Source organism: Tuberibacillus calidus DSM 17572, assembly GCF_000430685.1.
In the GTDB taxonomy this organism is placed as follows: Bacteria; Bacillota; Bacilli; order Bacillales; family Sporolactobacillaceae; genus Tuberibacillus; species Tuberibacillus calidus.
Map to the genome: position 1 here is coordinate 20,278 of NZ_AUMM01000010.1, position 24,353 is coordinate 44,630.

Sequence of the window (24,353 nt, forward strand, 5' to 3'; positions counted from 1 at the left end):
ACCCAGGGGGTTCCGCCGTTTTTTTCATTTTCATCGAAAAACCGTTGCCCAAATCATCATCAGCACAAGCCACCTCCTTTATCGCAGCATTTAATAAGATATATAGCACGATATTATGGACAATAAAGGGTGAACAGACCTTGCAATTTCCATTTAGCCAGCAAAGGGTGTTGATTCTCGCGCCGCATGCCGATGATGAAGTGATCGGCTGTGGCGGGGTCATTCAAAAATTTTTAAAGGAAAACAGTGCCGTCAGAGTCGTCATCGCCACCTTTGTCAAAGGACGTTATCATAAATTTTACAAAGAGAAAAACCGGTATGAGGTTTATGACGGGAAACAACGGCTCGAAGAATTAAAGCGTTCCCATGCCATTCTTGGCGTGACGGATTGCCGGCTGTTGTATACGGATGAAGAAACGGTGCGTTATCACAGCCGGTTAGATGCCATTCCAAAAATTGAACTCATCACCAAATTGGAAGCAGAAATCAGCGATTTTCAACCGACTGTGGTTTTTATTCCGTCAAAGACCAAACATCAGGATCATACCGCATTACATGAGGCGGCACTTTCGGCAACCCGTCCCTATTTTTGGAACGGTTCCGTGATTGTCTATGAAACCGATGGAGAATTTTCGTTTTATCCTAATTTTTTTGTGTCTTTAACGGAAGAGGAAATGCGCATTAAGGCCAAGAGTTTAGAAGCCTATCAAACGCAGATCGGTTCAACGCTTCATCCAGTCAATCCGGAAACGTTAATCATAAAAGCTAAGTATCGCGGGCAATACATCTACAGTCCATATGCCGAAGCTTTTGAAATCAAGCGCTTGTGCGGATGAACACATTGAGGGGAGAGTGATTTTGCTATGGATCTTTTAATTAGCTCAGCCACCCATCGTTCGGGGTCGACATTAGTTCAACGGTTGTTTAACGCAAGGAAAAAGACGTTGATATGGGGAGAAAACGGAGGGTGTTTGACGGATTTTTGCCGAATTTATAACCAAGCGCTCCATTATTCGGAGGCTTTTCAAGATGTCAGAGAATCCTATTTTAATAATGGGCAAGACCCCAATCAATGGTTAGCTTGCATGACACCGCCGAAAAAAATTTTAAAAGAAGCTCTTCTTCAAGCCGTCAAAGATTTTCATTATAACCTTTATGTTAAAGCGTACCAAAAAAACTTTGACATGTTCGGCTATAAAGAAGTGCGTTACGGCCGGGAGGAACTCTTGCTTTTCAGAGAATGCTACCCCGATGCGACGGTGTTGTTATTGATTCGTCATCCCGTTGATGTTTGGAAAAGCGTTTCGAAGAGAGCGCGGAAAGAACGATACGGTTCCGTCGAGGCTTTTTGTGAGCTTTGGAAACGAAGAGTCATCGAATATTTGCAACTTCAAGCGGAAGACCCAAAGATGCCTCTCATTCGCTATGAGGATGTGGCTAACCGAGATCAAAAGACTTTAGCACTCATCCGTTCACTCGGTCAATTAACGCATAATGACATGGAAGGGGTCCTGGATGTCGTCATTAGCAGTTCCCGAAAGAAAACGCCGCCGAAAGAGATCGCCAAAATCAATACACTTTGCCAAAACGTGATGGCGGAGGTCGGCTATGAAAAGAAACAATGAGAGAAAAGTGTTTGTCTTTAACGGTTACGGGGATACGGGCGGAGCCTTTTTACTCTACAACGTTGGTCGGATCTGTCATGAAAACTTCGGAAGCCCGGTTTATATTGTCTATGAGAGAAAAACGAAGCGGAAACAGGGGGGACTGCATCCGCGTTTTCATTATAAAATGGCTTTTCCAAGCATCAGCCTTGATGAAATGAAGCAAATCGCTGATGCCGAAGATGTGTTTCTATGCAATCCGGCCCATTCGACGAAGTGGTTCGGGGCGACACTTCCGATGAAAAAAGTGATGTATATGCAAGGCATCAATACGTATCCCGTTTTAGATATCTTTTTTGATCATTACGTTTCGGTGTCGCGCTTTGTCCGTGATCATGTGGAAAACGTCTTTAACGTCCAATCGCAAGTCATATCCCCTTTTATCAATCACGAGGTTTTTCAAAACAAAATCCCTTGGCAAGAACGCTCTAGCGATATACTCATTTTAAATTATAAAGGGTATGCGGCGATCCATTTCGGACAACTATTGAAAAAATTTAAAGCCACCCATCCGTCGGAACTGCCCAAGTTCAAACTTATAGATGAACCTTTGACGCAAAAAGCGCTTGCGGAACGCTACAATCACCACAAATATTTCTTAACGCTCAATCCGATTGAAGGTTTCGGTTTGCCACCGCTTGAGGCGATGGCTTGTGGTTGCGCGGTCATCGGTTTTGATTCGATGGGGGGGCGGGATTACTTTGAATCCGGTCGGAACAGCCTCATTGTCCCATATGGGGATTTCGAAAGCCTTATCGACGTGCTCCGGTTCATCCACCATCACCCGGATATGGGTAAAGACTTGGCGAAACGTGCCGGAACCACCGCTAAGCGCTTTTCTTATAAAAATTTTGAGAGCGAATGGGTGGATTACCTTGAGCGACATGTCTATTCTTCCCAAAAATCTTAATAGGGGGTGTTGCCATGACGGTTGAGCCCTCGCGCGTTTATGTTTTAAACGCTTATGATCGTTACGGCGGCTCATACATGCTTTATGGCATCGGTTGTGTTTTTCATGAGGCGTTCGGCTATCCGGTGATTGTCGTCCAAACACGTCCTGTCCACCGCGGTGGCTTTAGCTATCCATACGCCTTTCCGGTTATATCTTTGAAAGACATGTTAGAAGCCGTTCGTCCGGCTGATTTTTTTATTGCCAGCGGGGCTGATTCTTCCTTAAATCTTGGACGACGATTGAAATGTCACAAAATCATGTATGTTCAAGGCACCACCCCTTATACCGAACCGGATTTCTTCTATGATCAATATGTCGCCTGCTCCACCTTTGTCGCGCATCATCTAAAAGAACGGTTTGGCATTGAGGCAAGAACGATTCATCCTTTTATAAACTTAACTATTTTTAAAAACCGCAGGCCTTGGCGAGAGCGGGAAGACGCCATAGCGGTTAGCTGCTATAAAAAAGACACGGTTCGGGCGTTAAGCGAAATCGTCAAACGGTTAAGAAGAACACGCTTTAAGACGCGTTTCCACATAAAAAAACTGAGGTATCTTCCCCAACCGCGTTTAGCCGGGCAGTTTAATCGTTATAAATATTTTTTAACTTTATCTGAGACAGAAGGGTTTGGCTTGATGCCGCTTGAAGCGATGGCATGCGGCGCTTGCGTCATCGGATATGACGGTTCAGGCGGCAGGGATTATTTTACGGAAGACAATGCCTGTGTCGTCCCAAGCGGTGATGATGAATCCTTAATAGAAAAAATGCACGCCCTCCTTTGCGACCCGAAACGAGCCCAGGCACTTGCAGAAAATGGGTGGAAGACGGCGCAAACCTTCACTTATAAAGCTTTTAAAAACCATTGGAAAGCCTTCCTTGGGTTATCCGCCTGATTCAAGGAGGTTTTCCGCGGATCATTCAATCGGAAAGGTGAGCCACGCATACGATGTGGTTGAGGTGGAATTGCCATATGGAAGTGGAAAATTTGCAGGATGCACACGGAGGCCCGCTGGTTTTACGTCTTTCGGATCCAACCAAGACGGATGAAATGTTGCAAAGGAATGGACCTGTGATCACCTTATCCCGGCGGTCGCTTTCCGATTTGGAATTAATAGCAACAGGCGGATTCAGTCCGCTTACCGGTTTTATGGGGAAAAAAGATTATTTGAATGTACTTTCCCATATGCGGCTTGAAAATGGCACAGTCTGGCCGATCCCGATCACTTTGCCGGTTCAAAAAGCGGAAGCGGATGCCATCAAAACGGGCGATGCGTGCTTTTTGGCTGGTGAGGACGGTGTGATTTACGGGATGATGACGGTTGAAGAAAAATACCAAGCAGATAAGGAACGGGAGGCGCTTTGCGTTTATAAAACAACTGACAAACAGCATCCCGGTGTCAAAGCGTTATTGAATCAAGGGGATTGGTATTTGGCTGGCCCTATTGTTCTTTTGCGGCGCCCGAGCCATCACCCTTTTGAGGATGTATATTTTGATCCCACAGAGACGCGAAAAATGTTCCGGGAACTCGGCTGGAAAACGGTTGTTGGTTTCCAGACGCGAAACCCAGTGCATCGCGCCCATGAATATATCCAGAAGTGCGCCTTGGAACTTGTTGACGGGTTATTGCTACAGCCTTTGGTGGGGGAGACGAAAAGCGATGATATTCCCGCAGATGTCAGGATGGAAAGCTATAAAGTGCTGATTGAAGCGTATTATCCGAAAGACCGGGTGCGGCTTGCCGTTTATCCTGGGGCCATGCGCTATGCGGGGCCAAGGGAAGCGGTTTTACATGCCATCGTTAGAAAGAATTATGGCTGCACGCATTTTATTGTTGGCCGGGACCATGCCGGTGTCGGAGATTACTATGGTACCTATGAAGCGCAAGAATTGGCGGGGCAATACGCGGAGGAAATTGGCATTGAAATTCTAAAATTTGATCACAGCTTTTATTGTCGGAAATGCCAAGGGATGGCTTCCGCAAAAACCTGCCCGCACCGTGATCAAGACCGTTTACTTTTAAGCGGGACAAAAGTTAGAGAAATGCTGCGAAAGGGCATCGCACCACCGCCGGAGTTTACTCGCCCGGAAGTGGCTGACGTTTTACTTCGTTATTTAGGGCGTAAGGAATAAGGATGTGATCCGTTGACACCGACTATGGCTTTTGTCCTTGTTGTCATCGTCTTTATGATGGTGAGTTTAATGATGGAAAAGATGTCGCCAGTCATGACGGTGTTTGTGACCTTGGTGATTCTCCTAATGGCCGGAATGATTACGCCAGAACAAGCGTTAAGCGGTTTTGCCAATGAAGGCATAGCGACCATCTGCCTATTGTTTATCATTTCCGGTGCGATTCGCCAAAGCGGTTTTTTCGAACGGTTTATTTATGCGGTGATGGGTCATAAAAATAGCGGTAGACTCTCCCTTCTTCGGATGATGATTCCTGTCTCAGCCATCTCCGCCATTATTAACAATACGCCGATCGTCGTCGCCCTCATGCCATTTGTGAAAAAATGGTGCTTGGAACACGGCCTTGCACCGTCTAAGTTTCTCATTCCGCTTTCTTATGCGACCATTCTTGGCGGAATGGTGACTTTGATGGGTACTTCAACAAATCTCGTGATCCACGGTCTTTTGTTAGAAAATAAACAAAAAGGGTTTTCGATGTTTGAGCTTTCGATCGTCGGCCTTCCTGCCGTTATTTGTGGTTTGTTTTACTTAGCGTGGTTTGGATTTCGCTTACTTCCTGCACGTCCGCTCAAGCAAGAAGGTAGCGATGTGCCGATTCGCGACTATTTGGCGGAATGCGTTGTGGAGGATCATTCCCCACATATCGGAAAAACGGTTGAAGACGCAGGGTTGAGGCATCTGGAAAGCGTGTTTTTAATCGAAATCATTCGCGGTGCGGAGCGCATTTATCCTGTCAAGCATGCGACAACCCTTTGCGCCGGCGATCGCTTAATTTTTACCGGGGACCTTACAGCCATCGGAGATTTGCAAAAAACGAAAGGGTTAAAGCTCGAGCCCTTTGGCAATGAGTCATTTGAAGTTTGGGCCGAGGAAAAACAACATGTCGTTGAGGCGGTCGTCTCCCACCGTTCGCAATTGGTCGGGCAGGCGGTGAAAGACACGCAGTTTCGCAGCCGCTTTGATGCGGCCATTATTGCGATTCATCGTCATGGGGAACGCATTAAAGGGAAAATCGGTGACATCGTTTTAAAACCCGGAGATACGCTTTTACTTCTTACGGGCCCTGATTTTACGCGGCATCGTGAGTTTACGGACGATTTTTATTTGACCACCGCCCGCCCCAATCCGTTTCTCACTCGGGGAAAGCGGCGAACATTTGCGTGGCTGCTAAGCGTTTTCATTGTTCTGATTATAATGGTCGGGATGCATTGGTTATCGATGTTTCAAGCGATGTGTCTTGAAACAGCTTTATTGTTTCTTACAAAGGCTGTCACAGCAGAAGATGTCAAAAAATATGTACCTGTCGATGTATTGGTGTTAATCGGCTGTTCATTCGGGATCGGCGCAGCGCTTGAACAATCGGGTTTGGCCGAATATGTGGCTTTGGGGCTGGTACACTTTGCCGAGCCTTATGGGTTACTCGCGATCATGGCCATTCTTTATTTTGCGACCAATGTGTTGACCGAATTCATTACCAACAGCGCGGCTGCTGTCATCATGTTTCCGATTAGTCTATCTTGTGCGGCGCATCTGCACATGGCGCCGGACCCCTTCATGGTACTTTTGGCGGTTTCGGCTTCGGCCAGTTTTATGACGCCGATTGGCTACCAAACGAACTTAATCGTTTACGGACCGGGTGGTTACCGTTTTTCCGATTTTATGAAAATCGGTGCGCCGCTGAGCGTCATGATCATGGTTCTTACGGTCTCAATCGTCTATTTTGTTTGGGGGTAATCGTTACTAGGCGTGCAAAGTTTTTTCATAGAAAAACAAGCAGGGAAATGGCTCCGCTGTATCGAGTGTAATGGCTACGGTGAGGCCGCCAGATCCAGCAAAAAGCTTTTATGGAAAGGAAGATGGGGATGGATGCAGAAGGGAAATATGTAATCCGCCATGACGGCTTAGTTACAAAGCATGACCGCGAGACGTTAAACGGGCACAAAGGTATGGTGCTTTGGTTCACTGGGCTGTCCGGTTCCGGAAAATCGACGATTGCCTCCCATGTGGAAAAAGCGCTGTTTGACCTCGGTATGAGAACCTACTTATTAGACGGCGATACCCTTCGGTGCGGATTGAACCGGGATCTCGGTTTTTCCGCCCGGGACCGAAAAGAAAACCTCCGTCGCATTGGGGAGGTGGCAAAATTATTTGTCGATGCGGGGATCATCACGCTCTGTGCTTTCATCTCCCCATATCGAAGCGACCGGGAAAACGTGCGGCGTCTATTTCCTGACGGTACATTCCTAGAAATTTACGTCAAATGCGATCTTGAAGAATGCATGCGCCGGGACCCGAAAGGCCTGTACAAAAAAGCGCGCCAAGGCCTCATCAAAGGCTTTACCGGCCTCGACGCCCCATACGAAGAACCCCTTCACCCCGACCTCATCATCGACACCACCACCACCCCGCTCAACACCGCCGTCTCCTCCGTCCTCACCCTGTTGGGGGTCAGTCCCCCAACAGTTTAAAGCGCGAAAGCAGAAAAAATCAGGGTTCCACGCGTGGTCATAGTACTAAAGTATGGTAAACAATAGGCAAAAAGACCTATAAAATGGGGTCAGTCCCCCAATAGTTTAAAGCGTTAAAGTTGATAGAATAAGGAATTCGGATATGATCTAAGACTAAAGTACTATAAAAATTAGGTCAAAATCCCTATAAAAAGGGGGTCTGACCCCAGATTTCCACCATGATGGAATTTTTGCTATACTTTAAGTAAGGGCAATTTTTGAATATGGAAGACCATTTTGTCGTCAAGTTGCACTTGTTCAACACACTAGTCCATATCTTGATCGAGTGGGAGAAGGGAGGACCGCAGGGTTCTTCATTTTTCCTAATAGGGATGGCATAAATGAATAGGGCTTATAGCTCTGAGTTCCTTTTTAAGACAAATTGAAAACGCTTTATTTGGGGGAGATAATGGATGACGTCGACATCGACTTTTCAGAAAGAATATGAAGCGTGGCTGGAAAAGACAAAACAATTGCTTGAAAAATACCCCGAGCGGAAAGCCGTATTCCAGACGAGTTCGGGGATTGAAATCGAAAGGCTTTACCATCCAGAGGAGCCTTCAAGTGATTATCTAGAAAAATTAGGGTTCCCGGGGGAATTCCCATATACTCGCGGCATTCGCCCAACGATGTATCGGGCTCGCTACTGGACGATGCGTCAATATGCGGGATTTGGTTCCGCCGAGGAAACGAATCAACGCTTTCGCTTTTTATTGGAACAGGGACAAACCGGCCTGTCCGTCGCCTTCGATTTGCCGACGCAAATTGGCTATGATTCCGATGATCCGATGGCACGGGGTGAAGTCGGCAAAGTCGGCGTCGCCATTGACTCCTTAGAGGACATGGAAACCCTTTTTGACGGCATTCCTCTGGATCAGGTCAGCACATCCATGACCATCAATGCACCAGCAGCCATCCTCCTTGCCATGTATATTGCTGTGGCAGAAAAACAAGGCGTACCGAAAAACGTGCTATCGGGCACCATTCAAAATGATATTTTAAAAGAATACATTGCCCGGGGCACTTATATATTCCCGCCGAAGCCGTCCATGCGGCTGATTACGGACATTTTTGCGTATTGTTCTAAAGAAGTGCCGAAATGGAATACGATCAGTATTTCCGGTTACCACATCCGTGAGGCCGGATCCACCGCGGCACAAGAACTTGCTTTTACTCTTGCGAATGGCATCGCTTATGTCGAGGCAGCGCTTGATGCCGGCCTTGCCATCGATCAATTTGCTCCGCGTTTGGCGTTTTTCTTTAATGCACACAATCAATTTTTTGAAGAAATCGCGAAATTCCGGGCAGCGCGACGCCTTTGGGCACATATCATGAAAAATCGATTTGGCGCCAAAAACCCAAAAAGCTGGCAGCTGCGGTTTCATACGCAAACCGGTGGCTCGACACTCACTGCGCAACAACCGGACAATAATGTCGTTCGGGTGACCATTCAAGCGTTAGCCGCCATCCTCGGGGGCACGCAAAGCCTGCACACAAACAGCAAGGACGAAGCACTCGCTTTACCGACAGAGGAATCGGCGCGGCTCGCCTTAAGAACCCAACAAATTATCGCTTACGAAAGCGGGGTTTCCGACACGGTTGACCCGCTCGGCGGTTCATACTATGTCGAAGCTTTAACCGACCAAATCGAAGAAAAAGCAAAGGAATATCTAAAGAAAATTGATGACATGGGCGGGGCTGTTCAGGCTGTAGAACAAGGCTATATGCAGGAGGAAATCCACCGCGCCGCTTACGAAACGCAAAAAGCGATTGAAAAAAATGAAGACATAGTGGTCGGCGTCAATGCCTTTCGCATTGATCACGAGCGCGAGCCTGAGCTGCACCGCGTGGATCCGGCGATTGGTGCCCGGCAGGCGGAAAAGTTAAAACAATTGAGAGCCCGCCGTGACAATGATCGCGTTCAAAAAACGCTTGAAGACTTAAAACGCGCGGCCGCAACTGACGAAAACCTCATGCCGCCGATATTGGAATGCGTCAAAGCTTATGCGACGATCGGTGAAATCTGCGGCGTGTTGCGCAACGTCTTCGGTGAATATACCGGTATATAAAAGGCTTTGACCTCATTTCGCCATCATATGCCGGTATCCTCAGCTCTTTCAGTGTTATGGAAAAGAAAAAAAGCAATGGAAGTAGGGAGACGACATGAAAAAAATACGTGTGCTCGTTGCCAAACCCGGTCTAGACGGGCATGACCGCGGCGCATTGGTGATCGCTCAAGCATTACGCGATTACGGTATGGAAGTTATCTATACGGGGCTGAGGCAGACCCCTGAGCAGATTGTCGCCGCTGCGATACAAGAAGATGTCGATTGCATCGGCTTATCATGCCTTTCTGGCGCTCATAATGAACTGTTCCCCGCTGTTGTCGAACGGTTAAAAGAAAAAGGGGCAGATGACATCATCGTTGTCGGTGGGGGTGTCATTCCGGCTGACGATATCCCATTTTTAGAATCAAAAGGCATTAAAAAAATATTTACACCCGGTACGCCGACATTGGAAACGGCAAAATTTATCGAACGTGCCGTTTATGAACGAGACGGTTACGTGCCAAGCGAGCCCTTTCAGATGAAACAAGTGGCTCATATCGGCATAGCCGTTCGCTCAATTGAGGAAAGCCTGACGTTTTATAAAAAGATTCTTGGTCTTTCCCTTGTTCACACGGAAACCGTTGAATCCCAAAATGTCAAAGTGGCCTTCCTCGATGGCGGAAACCTCTATTTGGAGCTACTAGAACCGCTCAATGAGAAGAGCGCGGTTTTCAAATTCATTGAAAAGCGAGGAGAGGGGTTGCATCATGTTGCTCTAGGTGTCACAGACATCGAAGCGCGAATCCGCCGCTTAAAAGAAGAAGGCATACAGATGATCGATGAGTCAGCAAGACCTGGAGCTGAAGGCGCTCAGGTGGCGTTTTTACATCCGAAATCGGCTCATGGTGTGTTGTATGAACTGTGCGAGAAGGAGGGTTAAGGGGAAAACCCCCAAACTTACCTTCTTTTTACTGAGTAAGAAATGGACAAGCGGATTTGATTTTTTCGGGAGGATGGCATCTTGGATATCTATGATAAAATCAATGAACTGTACGATAAACGAAGGAAAGTAGAACTTGGAGGCGGCGATGAACGGATCGAAAAGCAGCATGCCCGAGGAAAACTGACTGCAAGAGAGCGCATTGACCTGCTCATCGATGAAGGATCTTTTGTGGAAATCAATCCGTTTATTGAGCACCGCGCCCATAATCTCGGATTGAATGGGGATGCGCCTGGTGAAGGTGTCGTTACCGGTTATGCAAAAATTGACGGTCGCCCCGTCTATCTATTTGCCCAAGATTTTACGGTATTCGGCGGAGCGCTCGGTGAAATGCACGGAAAAAAGATTGCTAACGTCATGGATTTAGCCGCCAAAAACGGCGTGCCGTTCATCGGTTTGAATGACTCAGGCGGTGCCCGAATCCAAGAAGGGGTTGTTTCATTGGATGGCTACGGCCATGTTTTTTATCGTAATTCGATCTATTCGGGCGTCATTCCGCAAATTTCCGTGATCATGGGTCCGTGTGCGGGTGGTGCGGTTTATTCCCCAGCCATTACCGATTTTGTCATCATGGTGGAGAAAACGAGTCAAATGTTCATCACTGGCCCGAAAGTCATTGAAACCGTCACCGGTGAAAAAATCAGTGCGGAAAACCTCGGCGGAGCAAACATCCATAACCGCTTGAGCGGCAACGCCCATTTTTCAGCTATAGACGAAGAAGAAGCGCTAAAGATGGTGCGCAAACTTTTAAGTTACCTACCTGCCAACCATCGCGAAAAGCCCCCGGTCTATGAGATAGAATCAGGCGATGACTATCGGGATCGGTTGCCAGACATCGTTCCGTTTGATCCGACCCGCCCGTATGATGTAAAAAAAGTCATCGAAGAAATCGTCGACCCAGGTTCTTTCTTGGAAGTCCATGCTTCCTTCGCGAAAAACGTCGTCGTTGGCTTCGCCCGTCTTAAAGGGCAAACCGTCGGCATTGTTGCCAATCAACCGAAAGTTTTGGCGGGTGGTCTGGATATCGACGCGTCTGATAAGGCTGCGCGGTTTATTCGGTTTTGCGACAGCTTTAACATACCTTTAATTACATTTGAAGATGTGACAGGCTTTTTCCCGGGCGTTAAGCAGGAACACGGCGGCATCATCCGCCATGGGGCAAAAATTTTATATGCCTATTCCGAAGCGACGGTTCCGAAAATGACCGTTATCCTGCGGAAAGCTTACGGCGGAGCGTATGTGGCCATGAACAGTAAGTCGATTGGCGCTGACCTTGTTTTCAGTTGGCCGAACGCCGAAATCGCCGTCATGGGGCCGGAGGGAGCTGCGAATATCATCTTTGCCAAAGACATTCAAGAAAGCGACAACCCTGAAAAAACGCGGGCTGAAAAGATCGCTGAGTATCGCGAAAAATTTGCGAACCCCTATATTGCCGCAGCTTATGGCATGGTGGATGACGTCATTGACCCGCGGGAAACCCGCATCAAGTTATTGCAGGGATTAGAAATGTTGCAAAACAAACGGGAAGAGCGACCCTCAAAGAAACATGGTAATATCCCGTTATAAACATAGAAGGCATCGCAAAGCGCGCGATGCCTTTTTGGTTATCGGAAAATGTTTTTGGAGGCCCCAGCACGAATTCACTTGGAAAGACAAAACACTGAACGTTTCTACGGATCACCGACAAAAGCATAGTTTTGGTGCTGAAAAAGCGGAATAGGTATGGAGTGACGCGCAAAGTAGGGGAAGGTCTGTAAATGAAAAGCGCCACCTTTTGGCTATGGTTGGTGACGCCGTTGAATAAAAACAATATCCAGCGGAATGAAAGTAAGGGCTTGAAATGCATCATAAATAAGAGTATGATAAATAATGATTCACAAATATCGATATCCGCACACTAATAAATACCCATTTTAATTATACAACAAAGTAAATGCGGATGTCAACCTTTTTGGAAACACATTTTTAAACGGGGGAGTGTTTGGATGGATTTACCAGAAAAAGCGTGGCAGAAAGAACAAGAACGCGTCGATGCTGTTGAAAAGGTCATCGCACAAAAACAAGCGGCACTCAGTGAAAAAGTGAGTGAATTGAAGGATAGCGTCGTCCGCTTGCGTAAAACTTTCTGGGAAGATGTCACGGTTAACCTGGAAGAACTCGATGATGTGATTGAAACCGAAGCGAGTATTGCCCAAAGAGCCGCGGTCCTGTCCGAACGGGAACGAAGCCATGGCCACCTGTCTCAACAGTTAAAAACACTGGCCCGTTTGAAAGATTCGCCGTACTTTGGTCGCATTGACTTTATAGAAGAGGGGTCTGAAGAAACTGAACCGATATACATCGGCATCGCCTCTCTGATGGATGAGGCAGAAGAGGACTTTTTAATTTACGATTGGCGCGCCCCGATCGCCAGCATGTACTATGATTATTCACCCGGACCTGCCCGTTACGAGACGTTAGACGGAACGATACGTGGTGAAATGACATTAAAACGCCAATTTATCATAAAAAAAGGAAAGATCACCGGGCTGTTTGACACGGGTGTGACGATTGGTGATCACATGCTTCAGGAAGTGCTCGGTAAAGCCGCGAGTACGCAGATGAAAAGCATCGTAGCAACGATCCAGAAGGAGCAAAACCAAATCATCCGTAATGAACGGGCAGGCGTTCTGGTCGTTCAAGGTGCCGCTGGCAGCGGCAAAACTTCAGCTGCTTTGCAACGGGTCGCTTACCTTTTGTATGCACACCGTGAAACGCTTCAGCCGGAAAACATCGTGCTGTTTTCCCCGAACCCGTTATTTAACAGTTATGTGTCTACTGTTCTTCCAGAGCTAGGCGAAGAAAATATGGAACAGACGACGTATAAAGAATTTGTCAAAAATCAACTGGCGCATGACTTAACCTTCGAAGACGCATTCCAGCAAACGGAAATGTATTTACGACCGGAAGACTATAAAGATTACGACCTGAGAATGCAGGCGATTCAGCTGAAAAGCGATCTCGCCTTTAAAACGTTCATTGATGAATATGTCGACCGTTTAGCCAAACAGGGCCTTATTTTTAAAGATATCGTTTTTCGCGGGGAAATACTATTTTCAAAAGAAATGTTGAGCACATACTTTTATGAGTACAATAGGTCCAAGCCGATTTCCGTTCGCTTGGAGTACCTCACGGAGAAACTTCTTTCAGAACTACCGAAACATATGCAGAAAGAATGGACGAAAGACTGGGTGGATGATGAAATCGAACTACTCGATAAAGAAGACTATCTAAGGGCTTTTCAACAATTGAAAAAAAGGAATCACTATACGGAAGCTTCCTTTAATGATATCGACCGTGAGCGCGAATTTCTCGCCCGGATGGTTGTGAAAAAAGCGTTTCGCCCGATCAAAAAATGGATCAAGGAGCTCGAGTTTGTCGATCTCTTGGCGAATTACAGACAGTTTTATGAAAAAAACGATCACATACCGGAAGCCGTTTGCCGTCTTTCCATTAGCCAAATCGATAAAAAGAAACTATTTTGGGAAGATGTCACGCCGTTTTTATACCTTACGGATCGTTTGAAAGGCCGCCGGATCTATTCAAACATCCGACATCTCATCATCGATGAAGCCCAAGATTATTCCCCGTTTCAACTGGCTTATTTAAGAGAGGTGTTTCCTAAGAGTAAAATGACACTTCTCGGTGACATCAACCAAGGGATTTATGCCCATGTGTTGTCGACCCCATCGGTCTTAACGGGTGAAGTCAAGCTGTCGGAACGGACCGAAACCGTGACATTGCTGAAAAGCTACCGTTCCACACGGCCGATTGTGGAATTTACGAAGGCGCTCATTGAAAAGGGTGACTTAATCCAACCATTTAACAGAGATGGCGCAAAACCAACGATTTTGTTTGTGCGGGATAAAGCCGCTCTTCATAAAAAGATCATCGAAACGATCAAAGAGATGGAAGCGCGAGGACGGGAGACGATTGCGATCATTGGGAAGACGATGGAAGAAAGCCGTCGGATCTATGAGGCATTAAAGGAAGATCTGTCACTCCGGTTAATGGACGAGGAAACGTATACGTTTAAAAAAGGGAAGCTTGTCATCCCAGCCTATCTTGCCAAAGGCATTGAATTTGACGGCGTTCTCCTATATGACGCTTCAAAGCAAGGCTACTTTCGCGAAACGGAACGCCAACTTCTGTATACAGCTTGCACGCGGGCGATGCATGAACTTTATCTGTTTTCACCAGGTGAACTCAGCCCGTTTTTATCAACGATAGACCCTTCATTATATCGGATTGTTAAGGGGTAAAGGAGCTTCCTTCGCGAGATTTGATTGACCTCTATTCATAAGTTGGGGTATGAAATGGTTTGTTTTGAGCGGTCATTCGTCAAAGCCCGACGGTGAACGGCCAAAACTGAGCGGTAAACGACCGTAACAAGGTGATAAAATACCTTTCTTTTTGAACCCCCATTCCATCAGGCGTATAATGGGTTTATATTGTGACATAAGGGGATGGGATTTTTGGTCAATGAAGAGAGATTAATTAATGAGTTTATGGAACTTGTGCAAGTCGATTCCGAAACGGGTGAGGAAGAAGATATTGCAAAGGTTTTAAAGGAAAAGTTTTCAGCATTAGGACTGAAAGTTGAAGAAGATGATGCCAAAGCGCGCACGGGCCATGGGGCCAACAATTTATATTGCACACTCGAGGCGACAGCGGACGCTGACCCCATTTATTTTACTTCCCATATGGATACGGTTGTTCCCGGAAAAGGCATTAAGCCGTCCATAAAAGACGGAAAAATCGTCTCTGATGGAACGACGATCTTAGGTTCTGACGATAAAGCAGGTCTTGCCGCGATGTTTGAGGCCATTCGTATCATAAAGGAAAAAGAGATTCCGCACGGTTCGCTTCAATTTATCATCACTGTCGGTGAGGAGTCCGGGCTTGTCGGAGCAAAAGCGCTTGACCCGAAGAAAATCACCGCCAAATACGGCTATGCCTTGGATAGTGACGGGCCGGTGGGTGACATTATTGTCGCGGCGCCATCGCAAGCGCGGTTAGATGTAACGGTTCATGGGAAAACCGCCCATGCCGGTGTGGCACCTGAGAAAGGGGTATCCGCGATCACCATCGCCGCAAAAGCGATCGCGAAAATGCCGCTCGGCCGCATCGATTCAGAAACAACGGCGAATATTGGCCGTTTTTCCGGCGGCACGAAAACAAACATCGTCTGCGATAGGGTGGAACTCCTCGCCGAAGCCCGCTCATTAGTCAAAGAAAAATTGGACGCCCAGGTTGAAAAAATGAAAAATGCCTTTGAAGAAACGGCCAATGAAATGGGTGGTTCGGCCGATGTGCGGGTAAAAATCATGTACCCGAATTTCAATTTCAGTGAAGAAGAACCGGTCGTGGAGGTAGCCAAACGCGCGGCAAAAGCCATCGGCCGCACGCCACGCGTGCTCAAAAGCGGCGGCGGTTCCGATGCCAACGTCATCAATGGTCTCGGCATCCCGACCGTCAATCTCGCCATAGGGTATGAGGACATCCATACGACGAATGAAAAAATGCCTATTGAAGAATTGGTGAAAACCGTGGAAATGATCCTTGCCATCATTGCAGAAACCGTAAAAAAATAAAGTTATTGAGGCTGGCTCCGGATGATGGTTGAGTCAGCCTCGTTCTCTTCATAGGTGAGTGACAATGGGATGAGCGATGGTTACCATTGTCCTTTGTATAAAATTTTTTAAGGCTAGCATAAGTGCAAAATTAGCTCCGCCAAGCCATTTAGGCGCAGGCGGAGCTAATTTTCTTTACCAATTGGTTAAGATTTTTTCGTGACCTTTCTTAAGTTACGGAACCCTAACCATAACAGCCAAATCAATGGGAAGATCCCAAAAATGAAAATGGTATCCGGGATCATTCTGAGCCACAAGAGAAGGTGAACCAAGCTTTCGTGATAAAAACTCATTTGTCTTGCCGCCCAGAAACCGTCCGTATAAGCTTTGGCAAGTTGGATGAAACCTACGGGCAATAATGTGATGATAATCATGCCGGCTAGACCGATATTCAGCAAAATGCACGAGATTTTCGCCAGTTTATCGAATTTCTTGGCCGTCCATATCTCCGGTTGAACGAGATTTCTCATCGCATAAAGAATGATCGCAATGCTGAACATGCCGTATACACCCATCATCGCTCCGTGACCGTGTGCGGCGGTAAGGTTAGAGCCGTGTTCGAAATACGAGATGAGCGGGGTGTTGATGAGAAATCCTAACACGCCGGCACCTAACAAATTCCAAATAGCTGTGGAAATGAGGAACCAAAATGAACCGGTGTAAGGAAATTCACGGCCGCCGTCTTTCATCATTTTCCGTTGACTGTACGCTTCGAGGATGAGGAGCGTCAGCGGAACGACTTCAATGGCCGAAAAGACAGCACCAAGTCCGATCCATGCTTCTGGTGTTCCTTGCCAATAATAATGGTGTCCGATCCCGATAACGCCACTGCCAAGTAAAATGATAATTTGGAACATCAAGGCGCGTTCCGTTGATTTCTTGGTCACAAGACCCATGGTCACCATGAGGAAACCGATGATAATCACGGCAAAAACTTCAAAGATACCTTCTACCCAGAGGTGAACGATCCACCAACGCCAATAATCCGCGTAGGTGATGTGCGTATCCGGATTGATAAAGAAAGCGGCGAAATAGAAAGCAGGGATCGCGATGGAACTATAAAACAGCATATGGATGAGCCCGCCGGTTTCTTTTTCCTGTTTTTCTTTTTTTAATGCACCGACAATCCCCCGGGTGACAATGAGAAGCCAAACGATCATGCCGATCACTAGGATGATTTGCCAAACTTTTCCTAATTCGATGTATTCCCAGCCATAATGACCGATTAACCACCAGAAATTGCCAAGCAAATCTTTGGCACCGAACCACTCTCCGACGATGCTTCCGCCTACCAAAACCACTAATGCCCAGAAGAGAATATCTACAAGAAGCCCTTGTTTTTTAGGCTCTTTTCCGCTGACTTGTGGGGCGACATAAATGCCCATGGCAAGCCATGCTGTCGCAATCCAAAAGATGGCCAGTTGCAAATGCCAGCCCTTCACGATGTTAAACGGGAAAATCGAGACAAGATTCAATCCGAAAAACGAGTTGCCGTCAGCATAATAATGGGCAAGAAGTCCACCGAGCCCCGATTGAACGAGGAATAGCAAGCTAACGACTAAGAAATATTTAGCTGTTTTTCTTTGGCTTGGTGTCACTTCAAAATTTTCCACTTTTAACGTTGGAAACTTGGTATAGGCTTCCTGCATTTCAAGTTCATAGCGTTTGTAATAGTAGAGAATAATCCCTACGGCTAAAACGAGCAAGGCAACGCTTATGCCACTCCATAAAGCCGAGGCGTAGGTCATTGTATTACCCGCTTCGGCATCATATGGCCAGTTGTTCGTGTAAGAATACGTTTCTCCCGGACGATTGGTGGATGATAGCCAAGCCGACCAGAAGAAGAAATCGGCCATTTGTTTCAGTTGAGGGCCGTTTCCGACATAAGCAATGTCGCCGTCTTTCATCAACGTGTCTTTGATATAGTGATTGGGTAAGCCCGACATTTCTTTGTCACTAGTAAATTCTTCCACATAGTAGTCAACGACTTTCTTATATCCATAGGTTTGTGCATTCGTTAATGTTAAAGTTTTTGTTTGTTCATCATAACGGTTTTTGCGGATCTCGTGAATGACCGTGTCTTTAATGTCGGCTTGCTCGCCATTCGTGAGATCAGCAAAATCTTTATGAAATTTTTTCTTCGCGTAGTACTGATGCATGGCGTTGATATACACATGAAGCGATTCGGCGGTATAATCCGGGCCCAAATAAGAGCCATGGCCGAGGACTGAACCGTAATCCATTAAACCATACTTCTCATAAATGGCTTGCCCACCGATGATTTGATCACGTGTAAATAATGTTTGACCGTCTTCGCTAACGACGCGATCTGGCCTCGGTGCCATGCTTTTAAAAATATAGAAGCCCCCCAAAAGTAAAACGCTAAAAGAAAAGATAATGGTTACGAGCAACACTTTTTTCAGGGTGCTTTTGCGTGGGATATCCGCCATTTCTATGCATCTCCTTTCTCTCTTTTCGCCTTAATCATAGACGGGGGATGGGGGTGTAAAATGTGATACAGATGACAAAAGTTGTGACAGCATTTTGGCGAAATGGTCGTGAGAAAAGATCAAATTTTCCGAGCGTATGGTATTTTCAAGGTTTCTTAGAGGCAGGGCGATATTATAAAATAAGATTAAGTGCTCGTGTGAGGGGGGATCCAGGTGGCCGAATCAAAACCCGCGAGGATTATCTTTCATATCGATATGAATAGTTTTTATGCTTCCGTGGAAATGCGCCACCACCCTGAATGGCGGGGTAAACCGTTAGCGATTGCCGGACGACCCGAAGAACGGCGCGGTATTATTGTGACGGCCAGTTATGAAGCACGAAAAAAAGGGGTCAAAGCGACGATGCCCGTTTGGCAGGCAAAAAGGCTCTGTCCAGAACTTATCGTTCAAACACCCAACTTTGATCTGTACAAAAAGGCCTCGCAGCAACTTTTTCAATTGCTCAGAACTTATACGCCATATGTGGAGAAAGTCTCGATTGATGAAGGCTATATGGATGTGACAACCATCAAAGCGGGTATGCATCCAGTCCGATTGGCGCAAACCATCCAAACCCGGGTGAAAACAGAACTTGAATTGCCTTCAAGCATAGGCATCGCACCGAATAAATTTTTGGCGAAGATGGCCTCCGACATGAAAAAACCGATGGGGATCACCATTCTTAGGAAAAGGGACTTGGCGACGAAGCTTTGGCCGCTTGCCATTCAGGAGATGCATGGCGTTGGGAAAAAGACGGCAGAAAAGCTGAAAGCCTTAAAGATTTATACGATCGGTGATTTGGCTCATTTTGATAAAAAGCGATTGGAGTCGATGCTCGGCGTGTATGGCGGAAAACTGCACGAGCGCGCCAATGGCATTGACGATCGTCCAGTCGACCCTGAAGCGGAAGCCGTGCATAAAAGCATCAGTCAATCTACTACATTACCGGAAGACATCGCATCGGTGAATGAGGCTAAAGATGTGTTTCTCACGCTTAGCCAGCGTTTAAGCAAAAAATTAAAGGATCATAATGTTTGCGCCTATCAGATTGCGATTACGATCCGTTATCACGATTGGCAAACGGTGAATCGCTCGAAGACAATGAAATCGGCAGTTTATCTTTCGCAAGACATTTTTGAGATGGCGATGTTTTTATTTAATGAAAACTGGGATGGGCGACCCGTGCGTTTATTGGGTATTTCGGCTAATGCTTTGGAGGATGCGGCGTTTCGCACCAAACAATTGGATCTTTTTACATATGCGGAAGACGCAAAAGACGAGCCACTCCTTGAAACCATTCAGCAACTAGAAGAAAAGTTCGGGACATCGGTTGTCCAAAAAGGAATGCGAGGATTCGCATCACAGAAAGAACATAAAGGAAGATCTAGCAATGACAAAAGCACATTTTAAAGGTATCATCATGGTTATAATTGGGGCAGCACTGTGGGGGATTTCTGGCACGGTCTCACAAATTCTTTTTCAAGACTATCACATGCCGGTGGGCTGGCTCGTCGATGTCCGTTTGCTCGGCTCCGGCTTCGTCCTGATTATCGCTGGATTAATAGGAAAAGAGCGGCAAAAGATTTGGCAAGTATGGCGAAGCCCAAGGATGATGATGTCGCTTTTTCTCTTTGCCATTTTCGGCATGGTTGGTGTGCAGTACACCTATTTAGCGTCGATTGCTCTCGGCAATGCTGCCGTTGCTACGCTTTTACAGTATTTGGCGCCAGTTCTCATTGCTTTTTACTTTATTATAAAAAAACGCGCTTTTCCCGGATGGGTAGAATGGATAGGGATCATTCTCGCATTTTTAGGCACTTTTTTACTCTTGACGAATGGCTCCTTTCAATACCTTCATATCCCGACAATGGCCGTACTTTGGGGATTGTTGTCCGCTCTTGCGCTCAGCTTTTATACGATTTATCCCGGTTCCATGCTTAAAAAATGGGGAACTTCGGTCGTTGTTGGCTGGGGAATGTTACTTGGCGGTCTTTTTCTCGCTGTCACTAACCATCCGTGGGAATTTGGGGCGACACACTGGAATGCGACAGCTTTCGCTTTTACTAGCTTTGTTATTCTTTTTGGAACTCTTTTAGCCTTTTATCTCTATTTGGCAAGCCAAAGATATATTACCGCAAAAGAATCAAGCATATTAGCCTGTACAGAACCGTTAACGGCCGTTTTAACGGCTGTCCTTTGGCTTGGGGTACCGATGCGGATTTTCCAATGGATCGGTGCCGTTTGTGTCTTAGCGATGATCCTTCTACTGGCTATAAAACCTGAAAAGAAAATGACCGATGGCTATGAGTCGTTGGAACGGCTCGATTCGATTTCATGAAGCCCGCTCCTCACTTTGGGTGAGAGCGGGTTTTTTCGTAAAAAATAGGGAATTTGCAGAAAAATTATGTTATTATGGACAAAAGATAAAATACTGAACAGGGGGTACGGCTTTGAAAGAGGCATTGACGCGCATCCAGCGAAATATTGGTAAAGTATTGGTTGGAAAAGAGCAAGTCGCGGAACTGTTGATGATTGCGCTAGTTGGCGGTGGCCATGTACTTCTTGAGGATGTACCGGGCACCGGTAAAACCATGCTCGCGAAAGCCTTGGCGAAATCGATCGACGGGACATTTAAACGCATTCAATTAACGCCAGATGTTTTACCGAGCGATATTACGGGCATCCAGTTTTATAACCCTAAAACGCAAAATTTTGAAACCAAACTCGGTCCAGTAATGACCAATATTTTACTGACTGATGAAATCAACCGGGCGACACCGCGAACGCAAGCAGCCCTTCTTGAAGTGATGGAAGAGCGACAAGTGACCATCGAAGGTAAGACGCAGGTTATCCAACCACCATTTATGGTTGTGGCGACACAGAACCCCATTGAGCAGCAGGGGACGTTTCCGCTTCCTGAAGCGCAAATGGACCGCTTTTTTATGCAAATACCCGTCGGCTATCCGTCGTTTGAGCAGGAAAAACAAATGATGCACTTGCATCGGGGGAATGACCCCCTTCGCGAACTAAAACCAGTGCTTGAACCCGAGGATATCCTTCAGATGCAGGAGGAAGCCTCTCACATCGCCATGTCAGAAGACGTTGAAAACTATCTGCTCCATATCGTCCATGCGAGTCGCCAACATGAATATGTGGAAAACGGGGTCAGCCCACGCGGTACGCTCGCTTTGATGCGGGCGGCACAAGCCCGGGCGTATCTTCACGATCGGGATTACGTGACGCCGGATGATGTGAAGGTGCTTGTGCCTTACCTTCTTGCCCATCGCTTAGTCTTGACTATGGAAGGGGAAATGCGCACGACGAAACGGCAATGTGTGCTAAATATATTGGAAACTGTTGAAGTGCCTGTGGAAGCGGGAGCGAATGAATGATGCCATGGTCCATCCGTCGTGGTTCTACAACCATTGTCGAGCTGTTTACGATCTTTGGGGCTGTCACGGGTGTCATCAGTCTCCTTTTTACTAATGGCATGTTGTTTTTTGCCTCATGCCTTCTGCTCGTCTTCGGTTTGTATCCCCGCTGGTATTTAAACTATATCTCGAAACATTTTTCTTTTGAAAATGAGAAAGAGAAAGTGTATTTAGCGCGAGGGTCAAGCGGAGAATTACGGCTCAGTTTTGCTAATCATGCGAAACTCCCCGTAGTCTTTGCCACGGTCGAATTGGCGGTCGATGACCATGTTCATATCGGTGGAGTAAAAAAATGGATTGGAAAACAATATCAATTTGAAATTTCTTTAAAAGCAAGTAATAATCAAAGCTTTTCCTTACCCATTGAAGCGCTGACACGTGGGGTTGCCAAAGTGAAAAATTTAAAGGTGAAATTATATGATCCGATGCATCTTTTATCACTGACATTAAGCCAAGATTTTATTCGAAAAGAGGTCGTTATCTACCCAGAGCAAAAGCCGGTAAGAGGTAGTGAGACGCTCAAGCTTCCGATTGAAGGTGATCATCCGCATCCCACATCCCTTTTTCAAGATGTCACAAGCCCCATCGGTACGCGCGAATATTTACCGAGTGATCCGTTAAAACATGTTCACTGGAAGGCGAGTGCCAGGACAGGGCAATTGCAAACCAAGATTTTTGAAAAAACGGTGGGCATGACTTGGACATTCGTGATTTTGCTCAGTAAAGAGTTAACAAAAGCCGCCCGTCTTGAATTGGAAAATCAGTTGTCCTATGTCGCAACGCTTTGTCATGAGGCCTCTCAACGCGGTATTGACACGGAAATCTTTATTAATACGAAGCCGATGGGCCGCTCACTCTTTCATCACTTGGAGGCCGGATGTGACCGTCATCATGTCATCAAAGCGATGGAGTTTCTTGCGCTTATCCAACCTGTTCAGATTAAAACGTTGCCGCTTGAAGCGTTGAGAGAAATGGACCGGACTTTTCGGGAACGCCGCGTCATCCTCATTATTGATCAAGTTAGACAAACCGCCCCCTCCCGTTTTTATCAAAAATGGTTGAGGAATGGACATGCGCTTTATTTTATCGACCCCGAAGGCATGATCATACCGATTTCAGCAGGTGGTGAACGCCTTGCTACGTAAAACGAAAACAATAGAGGTAGCGCTCTCTGCTTTGATGGAAGGTTTAGTAATCTACGCGGCCTGCGTACCGTTTGGCGGAAGCCACCCATGGTTGTTTATAAAGTCGTTCGGATGTCAATTTGTCATGACATGCATCGCGTTTTCTATATTCTTCTTTCGTTTAAAGTGGCGGTATTATTGGCCGTATTTTATCGTGGCACTTGCCGTGGCCGGGTTAGGGATAATGCTTCATCTTCCAATGATTCTATCGTTTTGTTGTGCGATGCTTTTATTTTGGAGGCTCTATTGTGCTCTAACGGGCGAGACAGCGGAAAATCTTTGGATGGTTTATTTAGCCACTTGCGCGGTTATTTTCTTTTATCTTATCCTATTCGGCCTTTTTAACCGGCACTTTCTATATGAATCGGGGTTTTTTCTCGTCTTTTTATGCCAAACAGCGCTTGCGGTTAGCCTTCACTTTATCCGGACCATCAAGGACGGCCATGTTATTAAAAAATTGGCGGGATCTTACGGTTTAACGCTAACAGGTCTTATCGCGGCGGCGGGTTTACTTGCGCTCATTGTTCCAACCCTGTTTAAAGCTTTCACTTACTTAGTCGGCGTGGCAGCTTATGGCCTTTTTAATGCTGTGCAAGCCATCGGACGTTTGATTTTAAGCAAAAGGGGAGATCGTATTAATAAAGCATGGGAGAAGGTACAGCAAGCGAGGAAGGACAATTATGAGGCGCGGCATCAATGGCAGGATACCATCCATCACTGGTCTTTCCCCACTTTTTGGATCGCCTTCTTTCTCGTTGTCATTGTTAGTGCTGTGATTTTCATCTCTTTAAGAAAATATTGGAGCATCGATCAGCGGAAGATCAACGAAGGCACCGTCACACAAGCGCCTCACACAAGTCAATGGCAGCCCCCCGTTGGTGCAGAAAGCCGCAAACGAAGGCGCAAACCTCCGAAAGACCGCGTTCGCTTGGAAATGTATCGGCTCGAGAGAAAGTTAGGTCAAACTGATGAGGGCAGAAACGCCCATGAAACCGTCAGCGAATGGTTAAGTCGACTCCCGTTGGAACAAACGGAAAAAACGTTGATTCGCACCATCTATGAACGCGTCCGCTACGGTAAGAAGGTGGTAAAAGAAGAAGACTTTGCATCTTATAAAAGAGCGGTGCTGTCGCTTGCGGATAGAATCCGAAAAAGTAAAAAATAAGCAAGCCGTAGCTCTGCTAAAGAAACTCAGCTCTACGAAGCCTTTTGGGAGAA

At 46.5% G+C, this 24,353-nt stretch carries 18 protein-coding genes; 17 read left to right on the plus strand and 1 reads right to left on the minus strand.

Annotation, left to right across the window (positions count from 1 at the left end):
- Positions 1 to 140 precede the first annotated feature (140 nt).
- The 12 genes from H532_RS0103680 to H532_RS0103735 all read left to right on the plus strand — a co-directional run bounded on the left by H532_RS0103680 (position 141) and on the right by H532_RS0103735 (position 15,992).
- Complete coding sequence (locus H532_RS0103680; RefSeq protein WP_027724370.1) at positions 141 to 836, plus strand: PIG-L deacetylase family protein; 696 nt, start codon at positions 141 to 143, stop codon at positions 834 to 836.
- 27 nt (positions 837 to 863) lie between these two features.
- Complete coding sequence (locus tag H532_RS0103685; protein ID WP_027724371.1) at positions 864 to 1,625, plus strand: sulfotransferase; 762 nt, start codon at positions 864 to 866, stop codon at positions 1,623 to 1,625.
- Positions 1,609 to 2,574 carry a glycosyltransferase gene (locus H532_RS19420; protein ID WP_051263118.1) on the plus strand — a complete coding sequence of 322 codons (966 nt, stop codon included), beginning with the start codon at positions 1,609 to 1,611 and terminating at the stop codon, positions 2,572 to 2,574. Before H532_RS0103685 ends, H532_RS19420 begins: the two co-directional genes overlap by 17 nt.
- 14 nt (positions 2,575 to 2,588) lie before the next feature.
- Positions 2,589 to 3,509, plus strand: coding sequence for a glycosyltransferase family 4 protein (locus tag H532_RS19425; RefSeq protein ID WP_051263119.1), 921 nt, complete (start codon positions 2,589 to 2,591; stop codon positions 3,507 to 3,509).
- 77 nt (positions 3,510 to 3,586) lie between these two features.
- The gene (gene sat / locus H532_RS0103700; protein ID WP_027724373.1) at positions 3,587 to 4,747 is read left to right on the plus strand and encodes a sulfate adenylyltransferase; all 1,161 of its coding nucleotides are present in this window, start codon (positions 3,587 to 3,589) and stop codon (positions 4,745 to 4,747) included.
- Positions 4,748 to 4,759: 12 nt separating this feature from the next.
- Positions 4,760 to 6,538, plus strand: coding sequence for an SLC13 family permease (locus H532_RS0103705; RefSeq protein WP_027724374.1), 1,779 nt, complete (start codon positions 4,760 to 4,762; stop codon positions 6,536 to 6,538).
- Between the two features lie 128 nt (positions 6,539 to 6,666).
- Entirely contained in the window at positions 6,667 to 7,272 is a 606-nt protein-coding gene (gene cysC, locus H532_RS0103710) for an adenylyl-sulfate kinase (protein ID WP_027724375.1), read from the plus strand.
- A gap of 452 nt (positions 7,273 to 7,724) precedes the next feature.
- Positions 7,725 to 9,380 carry an acyl-CoA mutase large subunit family protein gene (locus H532_RS0103715; protein WP_027724376.1) on the plus strand — a complete coding sequence of 552 codons (1,656 nt, stop codon included), beginning with the start codon at positions 7,725 to 7,727 and terminating at the stop codon, positions 9,378 to 9,380.
- A gap of 94 nt (positions 9,381 to 9,474) precedes the next feature.
- Complete coding sequence (gene mce / locus H532_RS0103720; protein WP_027724377.1) at positions 9,475 to 10,299, plus strand: methylmalonyl-CoA epimerase; 825 nt, start codon at positions 9,475 to 9,477, stop codon at positions 10,297 to 10,299.
- Between the two features lie 78 nt (positions 10,300 to 10,377).
- Positions 10,378 to 11,925 carry an acyl-CoA carboxylase subunit beta gene (locus tag H532_RS0103725; RefSeq protein ID WP_027724378.1) on the plus strand — a complete coding sequence of 516 codons (1,548 nt, stop codon included), beginning with the start codon at positions 10,378 to 10,380 and terminating at the stop codon, positions 11,923 to 11,925.
- Positions 11,926 to 12,344: 419 nt separating this feature from the next.
- Positions 12,345 to 14,660 (plus strand): RNA polymerase recycling motor HelD, encoded by a 2,316-nt coding sequence (helD, locus tag H532_RS0103730; protein WP_027724379.1) that lies wholly within the window; start codon positions 12,345 to 12,347, stop codon positions 14,658 to 14,660.
- 213 nt (positions 14,661 to 14,873) lie between these two features.
- A complete protein-coding gene (locus H532_RS0103735; RefSeq protein WP_027724380.1) occupies positions 14,874 to 15,992 on the plus strand; it encodes a M20/M25/M40 family metallo-hydrolase in 1,119 nt (372 codons plus the stop codon).
- A gap of 185 nt (positions 15,993 to 16,177) precedes the next feature.
- On the opposite strand, the gene H532_RS0103740 is transcribed toward H532_RS0103735, so the two are convergent.
- A complete protein-coding gene (locus H532_RS0103740) occupies positions 16,178 to 18,481 on the minus strand; it encodes a nitric-oxide reductase large subunit (protein WP_051263120.1) in 2,304 nt (767 codons plus the stop codon).
- Positions 18,482 to 18,694: 213 nt separating this feature from the next.
- On the opposite strand from H532_RS0103740, the gene H532_RS17745 reads away from it, so the two are divergent.
- The 5 genes from H532_RS17745 (at position 18,695) to H532_RS0103765 (ending at position 24,300) form a co-directional block, all read left to right on the plus strand.
- Positions 18,695 to 19,930 carry a DNA polymerase IV gene (locus H532_RS17745; RefSeq protein ID WP_245566399.1) on the plus strand — a complete coding sequence of 412 codons (1,236 nt, stop codon included), beginning with the start codon at positions 18,695 to 18,697 and terminating at the stop codon, positions 19,928 to 19,930.
- Positions 19,911 to 20,858: a DMT family transporter gene (locus tag H532_RS17750; RefSeq protein WP_038111459.1), complete on the plus strand. Its 948-nt coding sequence runs from the start codon at positions 19,911 to 19,913 to the stop codon at positions 20,856 to 20,858. Before H532_RS17745 ends, H532_RS17750 begins: the two co-directional genes overlap by 20 nt.
- A 112-nt stretch (positions 20,859 to 20,970) precedes the next feature.
- On the plus strand, positions 20,971 to 21,912 hold the full coding sequence (locus tag H532_RS0103755) for an AAA family ATPase (protein WP_027724382.1): 942 nt from the start codon (positions 20,971 to 20,973) through the stop codon (positions 21,910 to 21,912).
- Positions 21,909 to 23,096 (plus strand): DUF58 domain-containing protein, encoded by a 1,188-nt coding sequence (locus tag H532_RS0103760; protein WP_027724383.1) that lies wholly within the window; start codon positions 21,909 to 21,911, stop codon positions 23,094 to 23,096. The genes H532_RS0103755 and H532_RS0103760 overlap by 4 nt, the downstream gene beginning before the upstream one ends.
- Positions 23,086 to 24,300 carry a hypothetical protein gene (locus tag H532_RS0103765; RefSeq protein WP_027724384.1) on the plus strand — a complete coding sequence of 405 codons (1,215 nt, stop codon included), beginning with the start codon at positions 23,086 to 23,088 and terminating at the stop codon, positions 24,298 to 24,300. The genes H532_RS0103760 and H532_RS0103765 overlap by 11 nt, the downstream gene beginning before the upstream one ends.
- Positions 24,301 to 24,353 lie beyond the last annotated feature (53 nt).

What these genes read in the sequence shown, in the direction of transcription:
- cysC (WP_027724375.1), top strand. Translation starts at nt 6,667, where the DNA reads ATGGATGCAGAAGGGAAATATGTAATCCGCCATGACGGCTTAGTTACA.
- sat (WP_027724373.1), top strand. Translation starts at nt 3,587, where the DNA reads ATGGAAGTGGAAAATTTGCAGGATGCACACGGAGGCCCGCTGGTTTTA.
- H532_RS0103760 (WP_027724383.1), top strand. Translation starts at nt 21,909, where the DNA reads ATGATGCCATGGTCCATCCGTCGTGGTTCTACAACCATTGTCGAGCTG.
- H532_RS17750 (WP_038111459.1), top strand. Translation starts at nt 19,911, where the DNA reads ATGACAAAAGCACATTTTAAAGGTATCATCATGGTTATAATTGGGGCA.
- H532_RS19425 (WP_051263119.1), top strand. Translation starts at nt 2,589, where the DNA reads ATGACGGTTGAGCCCTCGCGCGTTTATGTTTTAAACGCTTATGATCGT.
- H532_RS0103740 (WP_051263120.1), bottom strand. Translation starts at nt 18,481, where the DNA reads ATGGCGGATATCCCACGCAAAAGCACCCTGAAAAAAGTGTTGCTCGTA.
- H532_RS0103685 (WP_027724371.1), top strand. Translation starts at nt 864, where the DNA reads ATGGATCTTTTAATTAGCTCAGCCACCCATCGTTCGGGGTCGACATTA.
- H532_RS19420 (WP_051263118.1), top strand. Translation starts at nt 1,609, where the DNA reads ATGAAAAGAAACAATGAGAGAAAAGTGTTTGTCTTTAACGGTTACGGG.
- H532_RS0103715 (WP_027724376.1), top strand. Translation starts at nt 7,725, where the DNA reads ATGACGTCGACATCGACTTTTCAGAAAGAATATGAAGCGTGGCTGGAA.
- helD (WP_027724379.1), top strand. Translation starts at nt 12,345, where the DNA reads ATGGATTTACCAGAAAAAGCGTGGCAGAAAGAACAAGAACGCGTCGAT.
- mce (WP_027724377.1), top strand. Translation starts at nt 9,475, where the DNA reads ATGAAAAAAATACGTGTGCTCGTTGCCAAACCCGGTCTAGACGGGCAT.